Raw genomic sequence first — 18,182 nt, 5'->3', positions numbered from 1 at the left:
ATCGTGAACGAAAAGTACTTACAATTTCCGCTACAGTTTCTCCATTATTTTAGTGATTAAAACATCCTCGTATCCATATCCTTCTCCTATTCAAAAAGACCTTATCATAAGCATATTTCAACATGAAATTGCTATGATAAGGTCTTCTCAAATAATTATATATTTTTTGTAATAATAAGATAAAACGTTATTTATTTCTTAAATACTCTCTTTCTAAATACAAACATACTTAATGCTGAAAGAACAAATGCTAATCCAGAAAATAAACTCGATGTGTTAGCTTGACTACCAGTTGCTGCTAAAGACTTCTGATTTTCCTCTTGCTTATTAGCTTGTTGCTTATTTGAAACTTTTTCTTGCGTACTCTCTTGTCCTACCACCTTCACCGGTCCAACTTGATTATCCCCTTTTGGCTCTTGATTCAATCCAGTTGTTGATTCTTTTACCTCTTCTTTTGTACCTTCAACTTCTTTTACTTCTTCTTTCGTTTCTTCAACTTCTTTTATCGGCTCTTTTACTTCTTCTTTCGTTTCTTCAACTTCTTTTACCGGCTCTTTTACTTCTTCTTTCGTTTCTTCAACTTCTTTTACTGGCTCTTTTACTTCTTCTTTCGTTTCTTCAACTTCTTTTACCGGTTCTGTCACTTCTTCTTTTTCAACTATATTTTGGATTACCGTTCCGTTAAAACTTATACTAATTTCATCAGGATCTAAATCAAATTTATATACCTTTTCACCTGGGGTACTCCATTTTATTACTCCGTTATTAAGCGTTCCGCCCTCACCTGTCATTTTGATATTGTCAATAGCTTCTCCTTCTAAGTCATATACAGGGACTTGAATTTCTTCATTTACTTTTGCTTCATCTAAAATGATTGTTTGTCTCCCGACATCAATTGAAAACCACTGCCCTAATTGTATTAGCGGTCTTACATCACAAATCTCATTCCCTGCTAAATTCAAGCTAAGTAAGTCCAGCATTGAACCAATAACCGTTACATCTTTAATATGATTGTCTGCAAGATTTAACCACTGTAAGTTTTTTAATGAAGATAACGGTGTTATATCTTCAATTTGATTATGAGATACATTCACAATATTTAATTGTTTCAAATTTGAGATGAACTCAATATTTTTCAAGCCTACTCCTTCTAAAGTGAGGTTTTCTAAGTTCGTCATGTACTCTAAACCTGTTACATCTTTTATCTCTTTTCCTTTTTCTTTAAGTATCTCTAATGTTTTAATCTGTAATAAATCTTCTTTTGTTATAGGAGCGTTTAAATTCTCTCTACCTAAATTCTCTTTATTAATATGTTGTTGTAAATGTTTATCCAGGATTACATTTTGACTTTCTTTTTGTTTTTCAACTATTTTCTGGACAACCATCCCATTAAATCTTATTTTACTTTCACCAGAGCTTGTATCTAATCTAAATTCATATGTTTTTTCTCCAGGACTATTCCATTTTATAAATCCATTATTCAGAATGGCCCCCTCACTTTTTAAATTGATATTTTGAAGTGGCTCCCCTTTAAGATTGTATATTGGAATTTGTATTTCTTCATCTACGCTTGCTTCATCTAAAAAGATTTTTTGTCGTTGAATATCAATTGAAATTCGCTTACCCAATTCCTCAACAGGCCTTACGTCAGCAATTTCATTCGCTCCTAGGTTCATCTCATGTAAATCTGTTAAATTACTCAGCGGTGATATATCAGAGATATAATTCTCTTCTAAATTCAGTACTTGTAATTTTCCTAATTTAGATAATGGTGATATATCTTTTATTTCACTATCAGCAATTTCTAGTTCAATAAGATTACTCATTTTACTAATAGATTCAACATTACTAATTTTATTGTTCCCTATCCATAATAGTTCCACATTACTTAATTGGTTAATTCCAGTAAGATCACTGATTTGATTATTGGCTAAGTATAACTGTTTCATAGTTGATAATGTAAATAATGGCTGGATGTCTTCAATGTTATTACCAACTAAATCTAATGTTTTAATTTTTTTCATTTTACTTAATGGTGTAAGATCAGAAATTTTATTATCTCTTAAAAAAAGCATATTAATATTCTCTAACTGCTCAATTGGATGAATATTTTTAATTGGATTAGAAGTTAAATCTACGTACTTCAAATCTCTCAGTTTCGAGATGGCTGATATATCTGTTACATTAGATTCTCTTAACGTCAACTTCTCTAAATTTGTCATATGTTCTAAACCAGCTATTTCATTTATTCCTTCACCTGAATAAATGGATAATGTTTTAATCTTTAATAAATCTTCCTTAGTTATTGGATCATTTATATTTTCTCTATTTAAATTATGTTTATTAATATGCCTTTGTAATTGCTTATCTAATATTACATTTCCGCTTTCATCTTGTTGTTCCACTTTATCCTCTTTATTTTCCTTTTCTGGAACATTGTTTTCTAAATTTAAAGCATTTACTTCAAACTGTACTTGATATTTATTATCATAGGCCATCGTTGGAATATAAATATGCATTTGCATATTATATCTTTTTCCCAATTCCCCAACTTCAAATTGAATAACCTTCGTTCCATTTTTCTTTTTGTCTTCTGATATAACCTTTACATCATGAAACACACCAGGAGTATGAATATCCTCTGTTTTCAAGTATTGGAAGAAATCGCTATCACTTAACGTTGCTGTTACAATTTTCTTTCCATTCTCAATGGTTAATTTCGGATCCTTTATATAAACAGCTGCCATAGACTCTTCATTCGTTTTATCTTTATATGCTTTAATAACAGCGTCATATGTACCATCTTCTAAACCTTGTCCCGTTTTATTCGCCTCAATTGCTACCGCCGCTAAAGCAGGTGTCGAATACACAGCAAATGGAAGTGATAACGCCGCCGCTATAATCATTGCATTTATATGTTTTTTTTTATTTTTTTTCAACTTTACATCTCCTCCAATATATATAATTCAAAATGTAATCATTTCTTGAATAAATGATAATGATTTTCATTATCATTGTCAACTAAAAAAATAAAAAGTTTACAAAAAAATAATCCCTTTTAAAAGGGATTATGCCATTTTCTCTCCTGATTCCTCTTTAAAAAAGCTCTTCATCGCATGGAATACGTCTGCTTTTTGCTTTAAAATATAATATCTAAAGTTCTCATCTTTAATATTTTTATAGGCTGACATAAGCGTACTATGGCGGTTGTACTGATTCACTTCCCCATACCCAAACATATTACATTTCTTCATCAGCTCCTCAACAAGCTTTACACATCTCGCATTATCTGATGTTAAATTATCACCGTCTGAAAAATGGAATGGATAAATATTATAGCGGTCTGGTGAATATTTATTATCGATAAGCTCTAATGCCTTTTTATACACGGAAGAACATATCGTTCCGCCACTTTCTCCTTTTGAGAAAAATTCTTCTTCTGTAACAACTTTCGCTTCTGTATGATGAGCAATAAATTCAATATCAACTGTTTCATACTTTGTACGTAAAAATCTTGTCATCCAGAAAAAGAAGCTACGTGCCATATACTTCTCCCATATTCCCATCGATCCACTCGTATCCATCATCGCTAATACAACAGCTTTTGAATCTGGCTTTAACACTTCATTCCAAGTACGGAACTTTAAATCCTCTTGGTGAATTGGATGGAAAGACGCTTTACCACGCATTGCATTTCGTTTATATGCAGATATCATCGTTCGTTTCTTATCAATATTTCCCCATAGTCCTGTTTTTCTAATGTCATTAAATTCAATATGTTCAATCCGGTTTTCATCCATTTCTTTTCTCTTTAAATTAGGAAGCTCTAGCTCTTTGAAAAACGCTTGCTCTAATTCTAAAATAGAAACTTCAGCTTCATAATAATCTTCTCCAGCTGCATCTCCTGCACCTTGACCTTTTCCTGGGCCTTTTTGCTTTTGACCACCTGATCCATCTCTCGCAACGACATCACCAACTTTGCTATCACCAGTTCCTTGCCCAACGTGTTTGTTTTTATCATAATTGTACCGAATCTTATATTCATCTAAAGAACGAATTGGTATTTTTACAACATCCTTGCCATTAGACATAACAATGCTTTCTTCTGTTACAAGATCGGGTAAATTATTCTTAATTGCCTCTTGTACTTTTTCTTGATGGCGCTGTTGGTCGTCATATCCTTTGCGATGGAGGGACCAGTTTTCCTGTGAAATCGTATAATTTGGTTGATTTTCTTCGCTCATTCCTTTCCCTCCTTACTGTAATTGTCTTTCTCTATGAACAGCAATCTATAAATTTTGTTCTATAATGTTCAAGCTAAAATATTTGAAAGGTAACTGCCCATCGAAAATCACCCCATAAACATATATAACGTTTTACATACAATACTCCGAGCATCCTAAACAAAATTTTGCCACTCACATAATAGAAAGAAATATTCAGCCTCTGATAAGAAAGAAACACAATGCATTGTTGCACACATTTTCACTTTGCAACATATTGTATTGTGTTGGCTTTTTTCGTATGAATGGTTGGTTACTCTATCATATGCATATTGTAAAAATAATTGACAATAAATTCATGAAATTGCATCTTAATTTATTATATTTGGACAAGGTATGACACTTTACACATATGAATGGATAACAAAACGCTGTCCCGCAAAAAACAAGAGACAGCGTTTTGTTATCAAACTATCGATTTAGCAAGCTACCTACATAGCGTAATAATTCATTTGCCGAAGAAGAATTATAGCCATGCTCATCAATTAAACGTGCAACAACATCGTTGATTTTCTTAAGCTGATTTTCATCTGGTGTTTTCGTTGATGTTGTGATTTTCACGACATCTTTTAAATCAGCAAATAGCTTCTTCTGAATCGCTTCGCGAAGACGTTCATGCGAGTTATAATCGAAACGTTTTCCTTTACGCGCATAAGCAGAGATGCGAATTAAAATTTCTTCACGGAATGCTTTCTTCGCGTTTTCTGAAATTCCAATTTGTTCCTCAATTGAGCGCATTAGTTTTTCATCTGGGCTCATTTCTTCACCTGTTAATGGATCACGTAATTTCGATTTATTGCAATATGCTTCAACGTTATCTAAGTAATTATCCATAAGTGTCTTAGCCGATTCTTCGTATGAATATACGAATGCTTTTTGTACTTCTTTCTTAGCAATTTCATCATATTCTTTTCTTGCTAATGAAATGAAGTTCATATAGCGCTCACGATCTTCATTACTAATGGATGGATGCTGGTCTAATCCATCTTTTAAAGAACGAAGTACGTCTAGTGCATTAATAGATGGTACTTCTTTTCTAATAATTGTAGAAGAAATTCGGTTAATAACATAACGTGGGTCAATACCGCTCATACCTTCATCTTGGTATTCCCGTTGCAATTCTTCTACATCAATCGCATTATAACCCTCTACCATTTCACCATCATATAAACGCATCTTTTTGTTTAAATCAATATCTGGACGCTTCGGATCTTTTAAGCGAGTTAAAATTGTAAACATCGCTGCAACACGAAGTGTGTGTGGTGCAATATGCACATTCGATACATCACTTTCATGAATCATCTTCTCATAAATATGTTCCTCTTCACTCACTCGTAAATTGTATGGAACTGGCATTACAATAATTCTTGAATGCAATGCTTCATTTTTCTTATTTGCTATAAATGAGCGATACTCTGTTTCGTTCGTATGCGCTACAATTAATTCATCTGCTGAAATAAGCGCAAACCTTCCCGCTTTGAAATTACCTTCTTGCGTAAGCGATAATAAATGCCATAAAAACTTCTCATCGCATTTTAACATCTCTTGGAATTCCATCATCCCTCGGTTCGCCTTATTTAATTCTCCATCAAATCGATACGCACGAGGATCTGATTCTGAACCATATTCTGCAATTGTTGAAAAGTCTAGACTACCTGTTAAATCGGCAATATCTTGTGATTTTGGATCAGACGGGCTAAATGTACCAATCCCTGTACGACGATCTTCCGAGAAGAAAATACGCTCTACAACTACATCCTCAATTCTTGACCCATATTCTTGCTCTAGACGCATTACATTTAATGGTGATAAATTCCCTTCAATTCTCACTCCATACTCATCAAAGAAATCATCCCGTAAATGATGTGGAATTAAATGCAGTGGATCTTCGTGCATCGGGCAGCCTTTAATTGCAAAAATCGCTCCACGATCTGTACGTGAGTATGTTTCTAATCCTCGTTTCAACATCGTAACTAATGTTGATTTCCCTCCACTAACAGGACCCATTAATAATAAAATACGTTTTCTAACATCTAATCTTTTTGCAGACGGATGAAAATATTCTTCAACAAGACGCTCTAGTGCATCCTCTAGTCCAAACAGCTGATTACTAAAGAAATTATATTTTCTTCTACCATCAACTTCTTCAATTCCGGCATCTTTTATCATATTGTAAATGCGAGAGTGTGCTGTTTGAGCCACCCATGGTCTTTCTTTCACAAGCTCCAAATACTCCGCAAACGTACCTTCCCATTGTAAACGTTCTTCTGCTGCTCGATGCTGTTCAATCTTTTTTAGAATATCCATTATAGCTCCTCCCCCATCTCCTTGTTCAATCGGATTATTATAAAAGGTATGCTAGGATGTCCTTAAACATTCTTTAAATCAAAACGAAATATATAGTAGTGCTATAAAATTCTCTCCAAAATTCAAAGAAAATTCTGTATAATATAGGTATTAAAGTTTTCACACTGCTATTCATTATAAATAAATTCTTTTCTTCTAAGAACCTTACATACATTTCAATTCATAAATAGAATTCGTAAATCGAAAAAGTAGGGGGAATATTAATATGAAATTATTATTAATTTTAGGTGTATCACTCACATTTCTTACAGCTATTTTCACATCTGGTTACAACGATAAACCAGGTACACATAAAAAGTGATGTGCTTTTAGCACATCACTTTTTTCTTTATACATCATGTATAATACATATTTTCCACATCATATTTTGATAAAGGGCGACTATAATAATAACCTTGTACAATTTCTACATTTTTTCCCTTCAAAAACTGTATTTGTTCTGCTTTTTCTACTCCTTCTGCAATTACATTCAATTCTAATGTATGAGCTAAATGAATAATTGCAGCCGTAATATTCGTATCACGTTCATCTACATGTATACCTTCCATAAAAGAGCGATCAATTTTCAAGGTATCAATTGGATATGTTTTCAAATAACTTAAAGACGAATACCCTGTTCCAAAATCATCTAAATGAATCTTTAAATTTTGTTCTTTTAATTGTAGCAACACTCTCTTTGATATGTCTTTATGTATAAGGGCTCCTTCTGTCACCTCTATCGCTAATAGATGAGCTGGTACATTGTACTTATTTAAAGCACGTGTAATCATCTCTATTAATGTAATAGATCGAAAATGTCTAGCTGAAATATTAACTGCAATCGGAACCACTTCATACCCTTTATTTAACCATTCACGTATTTGCTGACACACTTGATTTACTACCCACTCATCAAGCTTAATAATAAATCCTGTTCTTTCTGCCAGTGGAATAAATTGATTGGGAGGGACAAATCCTAATTCTTTATTCTCCCATCTTATTAAAGCTTCCATACTAGCTATTTTTTTCGTTTCAATATTAACCTGCGGCTGGTAATATAAGAAAAATTCATTTTTCTCTATAGCACGATGTAACTGATTTTCCATTACAAACCTTTTCTCACGTTCACAATCTAATCCTTTACAATAAAAATGATAATGCCCTTTTCCTTTTTCCTTTGCTTTTTCCAAAGCAGCATCAACTCTTTGAAAAAGTATTTTTTCATCGGCTCCATCTGTTGGTGCCATTACAATTCCAATTGATGCACTTAAATACACGTCCTCTTCTTCAATTACAAAATGTTCACTAATCTTTTCTAATATGTTTTTTGCAACTTCCTCTACATATTCTTTCGTTATATTTTCTATTAACATAACAAATTGATCATCATGTTCTCTAAATAAATGCATACCTTCTATTTCTAGATTGCTTAAACATTCTGTAACTTTTTGTAATACTTTATCTCCTTCTTTATGACCAAATGTATCATTAATAAGATGAAATTCATCCAAATCCATGAAAACTAGTGCAAGCTCTTTATTTTCATTTAAAAACTCATTTAGCTTGTTTGTGCATGAAATTCTATTCATTAAACCTGTTAATTGGTCATAATAAGCTAAGTATTCCGTCTTCATCTCATTTAATACTTGCCTTGTAACATCCCTCGTAACAATATACACCCCAACAATTTCACCGTTCACAATAATCGGGATCGTTCTCAAAGAAATATATAATTCATATCCTTCTTTATGAACATATTTCTTTGAAACAATTTGTTTTGCTCTCCCCTGTAAAGCTTCCTTAAATATAATTTGAAAGTCTTTTTCATATTCTTTAATAATAAAGTTAAAAATAAAGTTATTATTTAACTCTTCATATCGGTATCCAAATATTTCATACGTTGCCGGATTAGCATATGTAATTCTACCTATAGAATCTATAGATATAATGGAGTCATTATTATATTCTAGTAATGACTTAAATAACATTTGTTTTTCCTCTATCTCTGCTTTCTCCTCAATCTGAGCTGTAATATCCCTTGTAATACAAATAATAAATTGACATACCCCTTCTTCGTCGTATACAGGATTAACTGAAGACTCATAATGTAAATTACCAGTTGGGAAACTGATTACATCACAAAATGTGTGTGCTCTCGCCTCTCTCACCACTTTTGTATATTGCTCTTGTAATATTTTCACCTTTTCTCCTGATAACACTTCTGCAAATGTTTTTCCGTAACATTCTTCACTTAATCCAGCATAATCCATCCCTATTTTATTTATATAAATATATTTAAAGATCTCATCATCAATAACTTTCACAATAAATACTAAATCTTGAATAGCATGTAATAGTCCTTGTCTTATTAAATCCATATCTATCATACTTAAAAAGGTATTTTGATTGTTATATTGTTCCTTCATATTTATCTCAACCCGTCTTATCTATTTTTAATCATATATCCCATTCTATATGAATATGTACCTTTTTTAAAATGTATGACTACATATTATTTTTATTTATAAAAAAAGCCGCCTAATGGCGACTTTTAATAAACGATTTCTAAATCTAATCCTGGATAATTTTGTTGACGAAACGCTTCATAAATTAAAATTGCTGCTGTATTAGATAAATTTAATGAACGTACTTTATCCGTCATTGGAATACGTAAACAATGATCGAAGTTTTCTTCGATTACATTAGCTGGTAAGCCATTTGTTTCTCTTCCAAACACGAAATAATAATCCTTCTCACGTTTGCTATAATCAAATGCTGTATGAGCTTTCTCACCATACTTTGTTAAATAGAAGAATTCACCGTCTTTATTTTTCTCATAAAACTCTTCAATTGAATCGTAATACGTAACTTTTACGTGCTGCCAATAATCTAATCCTGCACGCTTTAACATTTTGTCATCCGTTGAAAACCCAAGCGGTCTAATCAAATGTAATTCTGTTCCAGTTGCTGCACAAGTACGTGCAATATTTCCTGTATTTGCTGGAATTTCTGGTTGATATAAAACAACATGTACGCCCACGCGATATTCACCTCTGTTTTTTGTCTACTACGTATTATACCACTTGAACGAAAAATCTCTACCCATTAATAATATGAAAGAATTTATATTTCATTTGTGGTGTGTATTTACTAGAGTCCTCATAACTCCAATAACGCCGCCGGCTATTTGCTGAATGTGCATTTACAAGTGGCATACCATCTGCGTCTTTTGCTACTACAATCGTCGTATGATTCCACCTACCGTCATCTTCGAAATCGTAAGCAATGACATCACCAAGAATAAGGTCTTCCGGCTTTTCTACAGTTTCTCCTCGCAGGCCAACTGTAGAACCTGACAAGTACCAGTAAAAAGAGTGTGCGACAGCCCAGCTCCAACTCCACTGGTTCTCCCTTTGCCACCAACCTTTACGAATATTAGGATATCCGTTCATTGGTACTTCTCCAGTATGAAGACATTGAGAAATAAAATTTGTACAATTATCAGGAAAATTGCGATACACTGGGTTTCGATCATCCCACCAACGCTCTGCATATTTTACTGCCTCTAAACGATTATACTGATAAGAACCGTATTTCTCTTTCGTAACTTCTCTTTCTAATGTCTCACCTATTCCAATCTCTTCTGGCACTTCAATAGCATAATCACCTATTATCCGGCTATTATTTAAACAAACTCTTCGTTTTAATTGTTCCTCTTCGATATAAAATAATTCTTTATGCTTAATTAAATATTTAAAATGTACTTGATAATCAATTTCTTGATAATCACTACTATTTAGCTGTCTAATGAAAGAAACATCTGCTGTTGCTTTCACTATATCTGCACTACGTTTTTGAAACAATTGTTTCTTTCTTTGTGCTAGTTGTAATAAATCTTTAGCAATACCATCCACATTTGTTCGTTTCTCTGTTACATATGCTAAAAACTGTTGTACTTGTGTTTCAATATTTTCTTTTACAACCATTTCATCTCCCTCCCATATTACAATATGAAAAAGGGAGATATTATCTACTCTTTTTTCTGCGCTAACAATGCAAGCCCACGATTCATTTCATGAAGAACTTCTTCATCCTTTTCACGTTCCATCGCTTTCTCAATAGCTTCGCCTACTCCATCTCCACCAATTTTCCCAAGTGCCCACGCTGCTGTTCCGCGTAGTACTGGTCTTGGATCATCTTTCATAACACCGATTAAATCAGGAATTGCTGATGCTTCTTTAAAATGCGCCAATGCTAAAATCGCATTTCGTTGCAATGGCTTTTTACCTCTCCATGACCCTGACATAATCCCATATTTCTCTTTAAAATCACGATTACTAATTGTTAAAAGTGGTGTTAAGAGCGGTTTAACTAATTCAGGATCTGGCTCCATCTCAGGATGATTATGAAAATCCATTCCTTTATTTTTTGGACACACAGTCTGACACGTATCACATCCATATATACGATTTCCTATTTTATCGCGATATTCTTCAGGTAGGAACCCTTTCGTCTGTGTTAAAAAAGCAATACATTTCTTCGAATCTAACTGTCCACCCTGTATTAAAGCACCTGTAGGACAAACATCAATACATTTTGTACAGCTTCCACATTGATCTTCTATCGGCTGATCTGGTGGAAATGGAACGTTTGTAATTATTTCTCCCAAGTATACATACGAACCAAATTCAGGTGTAATAATAGCGCAGTTCTTACCACTCCATCCGATACCTGCACGTTCTGATACAGCACGATCGCTTAACTCACCTGTATCAACCATTGACTTCACTTCTATATCTGGAAGCTTTTCAATTAAATATGCCTCTAACTTTTGCAAACGATCTCGTAAAACAAGATGATAATCTTGTCCCCAAGAGGCACGACAAAAAATCCCACGGCGTTCTCCACGTTTACTTAATGGTGCGTTTTTTAATTTTGAAGGATACGCTAAAGCAATCGCAATAATTGATTTTGCACCTGGTAATAAAAGCTGTGGATTCGTTCTTTTTTCTATATCAGACTCTTCAAATCCAGATTGATAATTTAATTGTTGCTGCTGGATTAACCGCTGCTTTAGCTCCTCAAATGGAGAAGCACTCGCAAAGCCTATTTTATCTATACCAATTGTTTTACTATATGCAATTACATCTTGCTTTAATTGTTCAAAATCCATTCTTAATCGCCTCCTCAGATGAACCCATCCCTTATGTAACGACTATATTGGTTAGCAATTCACTTTTGGAATACTATTCTTTACTTCTATTTTCGCATACAATTATGCTTTTCAAACATTAAAAAACGCAATGCCTCGTTTATCTCAGAAACGAAACACTGCGTTGATCACAATTTATTAGAAAAACATTAAATAAAATTTGGAGCGGGTGAAGAGAATCGAACTCTCGACCAGAGCTTGGAAGGCTCTTGTTTTACCACTAAACTACACCCGCAAATATGAAATACATATAAGATATTAGAATAACTTATGTAAAGTAGTATAGCATGTAAAAAAAACGGAAGCAAGAATTTTATCGAAAAAAGTCGAAAAAGTGATGAGAGACCTCATCACTTTTTCAATTCTTTATCAATCGCCTTCTTCATACTATCGAAATCAGGATTTGCAAGATTCCCGTTTATATATACTGAAGGAGCACCTTGAACTTTTAATTTTTGAGCACGATCTGAATCTTTACGTACTTTTTCTTTTATTTCTTTACTGTGTAAATCTTTTTTAAACTGTTCTACATCAACTTTTGGAAGTTTCTCTTTCACAATGCTAAGAAGTAATTCTTCTGTAATCCATTCTTCCGTATCTTTCTTTTGACTTTGATAAATCTCATCATAGAAAGTCCAGAATGAATCTTTATCTTGTTTATAAATTGCTTCACCAGCTGCTGCGCCTAAATCAGAGTCTTTTCCAATAAATGGGAAGTTAATAAAATATAACTGCACTTTACCTTTATCAATATATTCTTCTTTTAATCGTGGTAATACCGTTACATCCCAAGTACGACATGCTGGGCATTTGAAGTCTCCAAATTCAACTACCTTAACCGGAGCATCATCTTTACCTAAAGATTGTTGCGTAGAATAAGCAAACATCTCATTCCCTTTATCTTTTTTGTCATTTATGATGCTATACGCAATTGTTCCGATTACAATCAATACTGCGATAGAAAAAACTACACCAAGAGCCATGAGTTTATTTGATTTCATATACATTCCTCTTTAAATTCATATTCTGTATACAGCATTGTACACAATACACATAATATCAACACTTATATACGTCACGCAATGAACACGCTCACATAAATTACAAAAACACAATAATTGTGACGATATTGTGTCACAATTTGTCACAATTTATTCAAAAAAAGAAGCTCCTATGCAAGAGCTTCTCTTAACTTACTGCTTTTTCACGCGCATTATTTAACATCGACTGCTCTGTTTTTATATCATGGCGAATTACTAATTTCTCACTAACTGCTTGCACATACTCATCATGATTGATATATCCTTCTTTTTCCATTAATCTCAAAACTACATTTCGTCTCTCGACCGCTTTATCATAATTTTGCGCAGGTGAGTAATAAGCAGGTGCTTTCACTACAGCAGCCATCATCGCACTTTCAGCCAACGTTAATTGGTTCACCGTTTTACCGAAGTAAAGGTTGGCTGCTTTTTCAATTCCCCATGCTCCTTCTCCGTAATAAATATTACTTACATACAATTTTAAAATTTCATCCTTCGTAAATGTACGTTCAATTTTTTTTGTATAAAAAATCTCTTTCCACTTACGAGAAAATGTACGTTCATTCGTTAAAAAAGCATTTTTCGATAATTGCTGTGTAATTGTGCTTCCTCCTTGCACAACACCACCAGCTTTTATATTCTCAACAGACGCCCTAATAATTGCTATATAATCTAAACCATTATGATGATAAAACCTTTTATCTTCTGTCGCGATAAATGCATGTGTTAATGATTCTGGCACCTCTAACTTAGGCGGTACATGTAATTTACTAATATCACTTTTCTCGATCATTATATTTCCAACGAATAATAACGTACAACTTAACAATAATAATAAAATAATGGCTTTATAAAAGAATTTAGTCATTGGATTTAATGCAACTTTTTGATGATAGTTCACTCTAGATAATACTCGTTCTTTCATCTTGAACACCTCTTTTCCACACAGCATATATATCTCTTAACTTAAGAATACCTTGTTGTAAAAAAATATCCCATCGATTTCTCTTACACCTACCTTACATCATTGTAAGGTATAAAAATGTATTGTATCACAGTCTTTTTCTATCTACTATTCATCTGAAATATTGAATATACATTATTTTAAAACATTCATAACAAACAGCAGCGTAGAAATTAAGAGCGTTATACTTCCTTGATTCCACTTTATTCTTTTATTATATCATCTATAAATTTCTATTTTTAAACATCTAGTAATCTAATTATATATGATATATCATAATTATACAGAACTAATGTTCTTGAAATCAATACTAGCTTTATTATCATTTTGACCTTTTTCTGAAGTAATATACATAAGAAAAGGGTAGCTATTTGAGATACACTCAAATAGCTACCCTTTTCTTACAACCTGCCTATAAGGTTATATGGCTGTACTTCCCACGTTTCGTATGGGATGAAATGCGTTGCTCTCATCGCATCAACTGTTCTTGATTTCATATGAGGACGCGTTATATACTCATCGATGTTCTCTTCATTTAAAGCAATAAATTTAGCCTCTTGTATTTCTTCAGGTTGAATTTTTATATCACCACTCACATATGCCACTTTAAACACAACAGCTAAAATATGCATAGAAGCATTATAATAGACACCTGTAATTCCGATAGGCTTCACCGATAATCCTGTTTCCTCTTTTATTTCCCTACAAACAGCTTGATCGAGTGCTTCTCCTTCTTCTACTTGTCCCCCAGGCATTTCCCACGTATCCGCTCGCCAATGTACTTTTGTTAAAAGCACCTCATTCTTTTCATTTGTTAAATAGCCTGCTACAGCAACGATATGCTTTGGTGTTTTATGCTCCATAGAAATACCTCCTAGAAATACAATCATTTAAAATACTATCTATAATCCTATTCCATAACTACAACAAAACACCTTTAAAACCTTATCATCTTAATTATTTCAATAAAAAAGACCCAGTTCGTTAAACGAAAGGGTCCTTTTTTATTATTCGCCTAAGTCTACGTTATGGTAAACTTGTTGTACATCTTCTAAATCTTCTAATGCATCAACCATTTTTTCAAATTGTACTTGAGCATCTTCAGGAAGTTCTACATCATTTTGTGCAAGCATTGTTAATTCTGCAACTGTAAATTCTTCAATACCAGCATCTTTAAGTGCAGATTGTACTGAGTGGAATTGATCAGGTTCAGCATAAACGATAACAGAATCTTCTTCTTCTAGAATGTCACGTGCATCTACATCTGCTTCCATTAAAATTTCAAGAACTTCATCTGATGTTTTACCTTCAAGACCGATAACAGCTGTCGCATCGAACATGTAAGCTACAGAACCATTTACGCCCATGTTACCACTGTTTTTGCTAAATGCAGCTCGTACATCTGCTGCGGTACGGTTTACGTTATTTGTAAGTGTATCTACAATTACCATAGATCCATTTGGTCCAAATCCTTCGTAACGAAGCTCATCATAGTTTTCTTCTGAACCGCCTTTTGCTTTTTCAATTGCACGATCAATAATTGTTCTTGGTACATTGTATGTTTTCGCACGCTCTAATACAACTCTTAACGTTTGGTTTGATTCAGGATCTGGCTCGCCTTGTTTTGCTGCCACATAAATTTCACGTCCAAATTTCGCGTATATACGGCTTGTATTTGCATCTTTTGATGCTTTTTTGTCTTTAATGTTGTTCCATTTACGGCCCATACTTTCACTCTCTTTCTCGTTTTAAATCTACATAAAAATATTAATATGAAATATAATGTGTATTCAACACATTTTTAAAAGAAATATAAAAAGTTCACTTTTGATTCATATTACAGACATAATATAAATCATTATCATTTTGTTCTTTCGACAAGTTATATTATACATGAATTTTTACGTTTATTACGAATTTTAGCATCACATAATATAATTTAACAAAAAAGACTCTAACATTTCTGTTAGAGTCTTTTTACATCGTCGATACCGATTGTCCGGGCCGCACCGACACTCCCGAAGGAACACGATTTTGAGTCTTTCTAGGTGACATTTATATAGTTATATAGAGCGTTCCCCCTAAAATCCTTTATTTTAAAGTATTTTAAAAATTTTGATCTTCTTTAAACATGATGAATTAAAATGAAACGAAGCCAAAATGGAATCACAATAAATAACTGATACTTTTTACTTTCATTTCTCTCTTGATTAAAATTATCATATTTCATTTATTACTTTATTTCTCGCTAAACAATAAGAAAAAGGGAAAAATTACCACCACATCCCCCTAATTACTTTTTATTACTGTATAATTAAAACAGGAAAATAATTTTGGAATTCAAAGATTTGAAGGATGGGGGAGAATTATGACACATTTACATGAAAAAAGCACATGGTCTTAAAGGGATAGGAGAAAAGCTAAACCCAACTATCTATCAAGTGAGATTCATGAAATTAGATGAACCAATTCAATTTGAGTCATTCCCTAAATTAAAGGAATTAGGGGAATGGTTGAGTACTTCAACGCAAATGTGGTCGTGCCACTCAACTATGTACAAGTACAACAGAGAAGAGTTTGAAAAGAAGTTTTTAGAAATTACAAAGTTAACAGTTGATAATGTGCTAATATCTACTGGTGGTGTCGGATTTAACTTCATGTCACCAGGGTGGAGAGATTCTCTATAAAATGAAACACTAAAGGGATAAAAATGAATGTTCATTTTTATCCCTTTAGTGTTTCACAGTTTGCTTTAACTGTATAGCATGAGCTTTGATAGTATTAGTCCTTATTTTGTAGTACGATGAAAACACAAAAAAACTCTATACAATTAGTATAGAGCCTGATGTTACGCCGTTCTTGATACCGATGGTCGGGGTCGAACCGACACTCCCGAAGGAACACGATTTTGAGTCGTGCGCGTCTGCCAATTCCGCCACATCGGCACAATAATAAAGGCGGCAACCGGATTTGAACCGGTGATAAAGGTTTTGCAGACCTCTGCCTTACCACTTGGCTATGCCGCCATATTTAATTTAATTGGAGCGGAAGACGGGATTCGAACCCGCGACCCCAACCTTGGCAAGGTTGTATTCTACCACTGAACTACTTCCGCAAAAATGGCTGGGCTAGCTGGATTCGAACCAGCGCATGACGGAGTCAAAGTCCGTTGCCTTACCGCTTGGCTATAGCCCATCGAATTCTTACTTAATTATATGTAAGTATCAATTAGATTATTTGTAATTTTAAAAATAAAAATGGGGCGACTGATGGGAATCGAACCCACGAATGCCGGAGCCACAATCCGGTGCGTTAACCACTTCGCCACAACCGCCATGTTGTGTAAATGTATTTGGCAGGGGCAGTAGGAATCGAACCCACACTGGAGGTTTTGGAGACCTCAGTTCTACCTTTAAACTATGCCCCTATGTAAATGGTGGAGGGGGGCAGATTCGAACTGCCGAACCCGAAGGAGCGGATTTACAGTCCGCCGCGTTTAGCCACTTCGCTACCCCTCCGAAACTTACATGGTGCCGGCTAGAGGACTTGAACCCCCAACCTACTGATTACAAGTCAGTTGCTCTACCAATTGAGCTAAGCCGGCGTATTGTATTAAGATAAATGGTGGCTCGGGACGGAATCGAACCGCCGACACGAGGATTTTCAGTCCTCTGCTCTACCGACTGAGCTACCGAGCCTTATTAAAAAATGGCGGTCCCGACCGGGGTCGAACCGGCGATCTCCTGCGTGACAGGCAGGCATGTTAACCACTACACCACGGGACCATTTGGTTGCGGGGACAGGATTTGAACCTGCGACCTTCGGGTTATGAGCCCGACGAGCTACCGTGCTGCTCCACCCCGCGATAATACTATTCATATAAAATTTATATGGTGGAGGATGACGGGATCGAACCGCCGACCCCCTGCTTGTAAGGCAGGTGCTCTCCCAGCTGAGCTAATCCTCCAAAGTGGTGACCCGTACGGGATTCGAACCCGTGTTACCGCCGTGAAAGGGCGGTGTCTTAACCACTTGACCAACGGGCCAAAAATTTAAAAACTTTTTCCAAGCTTCCAACCGGGGTTGAACCGGTGACCTCTTCCTTACCATGGAAGTACTCTACCAGCTGAGCTATGGAAGCATAATGGCTCCGCAGGTAGGAATCGAACCTACGACCGATCGGTTAACAGCCGATAGCTCTACCGCTGAGCTACTGCGGAATAATAAAGCCTGGCAACGTCCTACTCTCACAGGGACAAGGTCCCAACTACCATCGGCGCTAGAGAGCTTAACTTCCGTGTTCGGTATGGGAACGGGTGTGACCTCTCTGCCATCAT

The 18,182-nt window shown here is 34.5% G+C and carries 12 protein-coding genes, 16 tRNA genes and 1 rRNA gene; 1 reads left to right on the top strand and 28 read right to left on the bottom strand.

What is annotated here, in order from left to right; genetic code table 11:
* Positions 1–191: 191 nt before the first annotated feature.
* The 12 genes from DPQ31_RS02990 to DPQ31_RS02935 form a co-directional block, all read right to left on the bottom strand.
* Entirely contained in the window at positions 192–2,939 is a 2,748-nt protein-coding gene (locus DPQ31_RS02990) for a leucine-rich repeat domain-containing protein (RefSeq protein ID WP_208731531.1), read from the bottom strand.
* A gap of 129 nt (positions 2,940–3,068) precedes the next feature.
* Positions 3,069–4,244: a sporulation protein YhbH gene (gene yhbH / locus DPQ31_RS02985; protein ID WP_001288242.1), complete on the bottom strand. Its 1,176-nt coding sequence runs from the start codon at positions 4,242–4,244 to the stop codon at positions 3,069–3,071.
* Positions 4,245–4,694: 450 nt separating this feature from the next.
* Complete coding sequence (locus tag DPQ31_RS02980; protein ID WP_000353271.1) at positions 4,695–6,590, bottom strand: PrkA family serine protein kinase; 1,896 nt, start codon at positions 6,588–6,590, stop codon at positions 4,695–4,697.
* 395 nt (positions 6,591–6,985) lie between these two features.
* Positions 6,986–9,055 (bottom strand): sensor domain-containing protein, encoded by a 2,070-nt coding sequence (locus tag DPQ31_RS02975; protein WP_097957560.1) that lies wholly within the window; start codon positions 9,053–9,055, stop codon positions 6,986–6,988.
* Positions 9,056–9,180: 125 nt separating this feature from the next.
* Positions 9,181–9,669 (bottom strand): tRNA (uridine(34)/cytosine(34)/5-carboxymethylaminomethyluridine(34)-2'-O)-methyltransferase TrmL, encoded by a 489-nt coding sequence (trmL, locus tag DPQ31_RS02970; RefSeq protein ID WP_000538149.1) that lies wholly within the window; start codon positions 9,667–9,669, stop codon positions 9,181–9,183.
* Between the two features lie 58 nt (positions 9,670–9,727).
* Positions 9,728–10,615, bottom strand: coding sequence for an amidase domain-containing protein (locus DPQ31_RS02965; protein ID WP_000260519.1), 888 nt, complete (start codon positions 10,613–10,615; stop codon positions 9,728–9,730).
* A 44-nt stretch (positions 10,616–10,659) separates the two neighbouring features.
* Positions 10,660–11,802 carry a tRNA epoxyqueuosine(34) reductase QueG gene (gene queG, locus DPQ31_RS02960; protein ID WP_000345226.1) on the bottom strand — a complete coding sequence of 381 codons (1,143 nt, stop codon included), beginning with the start codon at positions 11,800–11,802 and terminating at the stop codon, positions 10,660–10,662.
* Between the two features lie 200 nt (positions 11,803–12,002).
* Positions 12,003–12,076 (bottom strand) — tRNA-Gly (locus DPQ31_RS02955).
* A 115-nt stretch (positions 12,077–12,191) separates the two neighbouring features.
* Positions 12,192–12,842: a DsbA family protein gene (locus tag DPQ31_RS02950; protein ID WP_000841321.1), complete on the bottom strand. Its 651-nt coding sequence runs from the start codon at positions 12,840–12,842 to the stop codon at positions 12,192–12,194.
* A 187-nt stretch (positions 12,843–13,029) separates the two neighbouring features.
* A complete protein-coding gene (locus DPQ31_RS02945; protein ID WP_000664700.1) occupies positions 13,030–13,806 on the bottom strand; it encodes a transglycosylase domain-containing protein in 777 nt (258 codons plus the stop codon).
* Between the two features lie 440 nt (positions 13,807–14,246).
* Entirely contained in the window at positions 14,247–14,708 is a 462-nt protein-coding gene (locus DPQ31_RS02940) for an NUDIX hydrolase (protein ID WP_000400461.1), read from the bottom strand.
* Between the two features lie 144 nt (positions 14,709–14,852).
* The gene (locus tag DPQ31_RS02935) at positions 14,853–15,572 is read right to left on the bottom strand and encodes a YebC/PmpR family DNA-binding transcriptional regulator (protein WP_000532958.1); all 720 of its coding nucleotides are present in this window, start codon (positions 15,570–15,572) and stop codon (positions 14,853–14,855) included.
* 654 nt (positions 15,573–16,226) lie between these two features.
* Between DPQ31_RS02935 and DPQ31_RS02930 the strand changes: the two genes are divergently transcribed.
* The gene (locus tag DPQ31_RS02930; protein WP_208731530.1) at positions 16,227–16,532 is read left to right on the top strand and encodes a DUF3884 family protein; all 306 of its coding nucleotides are present in this window, start codon (positions 16,227–16,229) and stop codon (positions 16,530–16,532) included.
* A gap of 176 nt (positions 16,533–16,708) precedes the next feature.
* Here DPQ31_RS02930 and DPQ31_RS02925 read toward each other — a convergent pair.
* The 16 genes from DPQ31_RS02925 to rrf all read right to left on the bottom strand — a co-directional run bounded on the left by DPQ31_RS02925 (position 16,709) and on the right by rrf (position 18,182).
* A tRNA-Leu gene (locus tag DPQ31_RS02925) sits at positions 16,709–16,790 on the bottom strand.
* Positions 16,791–16,800: 10 nt separating this feature from the next.
* A tRNA-Cys gene (locus DPQ31_RS02920) sits at positions 16,801–16,871 on the bottom strand.
* A 14-nt stretch (positions 16,872–16,885) separates the two neighbouring features.
* Positions 16,886–16,960, bottom strand: a tRNA-Gly gene (locus DPQ31_RS02915).
* Positions 16,961–16,965: 5 nt separating this feature from the next.
* Positions 16,966–17,040 (bottom strand) — tRNA-Gln (locus DPQ31_RS02910).
* A gap of 63 nt (positions 17,041–17,103) precedes the next feature.
* Positions 17,104–17,179, bottom strand: a tRNA-His gene (locus DPQ31_RS02905).
* Positions 17,180–17,198: 19 nt separating this feature from the next.
* Positions 17,199–17,272: transfer RNA gene (locus DPQ31_RS02900), tRNA-Trp, on the bottom strand.
* A 7-nt stretch (positions 17,273–17,279) separates the two neighbouring features.
* Positions 17,280–17,363 (bottom strand) — tRNA-Tyr (locus tag DPQ31_RS02895).
* A 10-nt stretch (positions 17,364–17,373) separates the two neighbouring features.
* A tRNA-Thr gene (locus DPQ31_RS02890) sits at positions 17,374–17,449 on the bottom strand.
* Positions 17,450–17,467: 18 nt separating this feature from the next.
* Positions 17,468–17,543, bottom strand: a tRNA-Phe gene (locus DPQ31_RS02885).
* Between the two features lie 11 nt (positions 17,544–17,554).
* Positions 17,555–17,630: transfer RNA gene (locus DPQ31_RS02880), tRNA-Asp, on the bottom strand.
* 3 nt (positions 17,631–17,633) lie between these two features.
* Positions 17,634–17,710 (bottom strand) — tRNA-Met (locus DPQ31_RS02875).
* A gap of 26 nt (positions 17,711–17,736) precedes the next feature.
* Positions 17,737–17,812 (bottom strand) — tRNA-Val (locus DPQ31_RS02870).
* A 4-nt stretch (positions 17,813–17,816) separates the two neighbouring features.
* Positions 17,817–17,891 (bottom strand) — tRNA-Glu (locus DPQ31_RS02865).
* Between the two features lie 22 nt (positions 17,892–17,913).
* Positions 17,914–17,986, bottom strand: a tRNA-Thr gene (locus tag DPQ31_RS02860).
* Positions 17,987–17,990: 4 nt separating this feature from the next.
* Positions 17,991–18,065 (bottom strand) — tRNA-Asn (locus DPQ31_RS02855).
* 8 nt (positions 18,066–18,073) lie between these two features.
* A 5S ribosomal RNA gene (gene rrf, locus DPQ31_RS02850) occupies positions 18,074–18,182 on the bottom strand.

The sequence above is a fragment of the Bacillus sp. COPE52 genome (genome assembly GCF_003355115.1).
Taxonomy (GTDB): Bacteria; Bacillota; Bacilli; order Bacillales; family Bacillaceae_G; genus Bacillus_A; species Bacillus_A toyonensis.
The sequence above is the reverse complement of the archived record's forward strand: the minus strand, read 5'-3'. Positions and strand labels throughout refer to the sequence as shown.

What these genes read in the sequence shown, in the direction of transcription:
- DPQ31_RS02940 (WP_000400461.1), bottom strand. Translation starts at nt 14,708, where the DNA reads ATGGAGCATAAAACACCAAAGCATATCGTTGCTGTAGCAGGCTATTTA.
- DPQ31_RS02930 (WP_208731530.1), top strand. Translation starts at nt 16,227, where the DNA reads ATGAAAAAAGCACATGGTCTTAAAGGGATAGGAGAAAAGCTAAACCCA.
- DPQ31_RS02980 (WP_000353271.1), bottom strand. Translation starts at nt 6,590, where the DNA reads ATGGATATTCTAAAAAAGATTGAACAGCATCGAGCAGCAGAAGAACGT.
- DPQ31_RS02945 (WP_000664700.1), bottom strand. Translation starts at nt 13,806, where the DNA reads ATGAAAGAACGAGTATTATCTAGAGTGAACTATCATCAAAAAGTTGCA.
- yhbH (WP_001288242.1), bottom strand. Translation starts at nt 4,244, where the DNA reads ATGAGCGAAGAAAATCAACCAAATTATACGATTTCACAGGAAAACTGG.
- DPQ31_RS02965 (WP_000260519.1), bottom strand. Translation starts at nt 10,615, where the DNA reads ATGGTTGTAAAAGAAAATATTGAAACACAAGTACAACAGTTTTTAGCA.
- DPQ31_RS02950 (WP_000841321.1), bottom strand. Translation starts at nt 12,842, where the DNA reads ATGAAATCAAATAAACTCATGGCTCTTGGTGTAGTTTTTTCTATCGCA.
- DPQ31_RS02975 (WP_097957560.1), bottom strand. Translation starts at nt 9,055, where the DNA reads ATGAAGGAACAATATAACAATCAAAATACCTTTTTAAGTATGATAGAT.
- queG (WP_000345226.1), bottom strand. Translation starts at nt 11,802, where the DNA reads ATGGATTTTGAACAATTAAAGCAAGATGTAATTGCATATAGTAAAACA.
- DPQ31_RS02935 (WP_000532958.1), bottom strand. Translation starts at nt 15,572, where the DNA reads ATGGGCCGTAAATGGAACAACATTAAAGACAAAAAAGCATCAAAAGAT.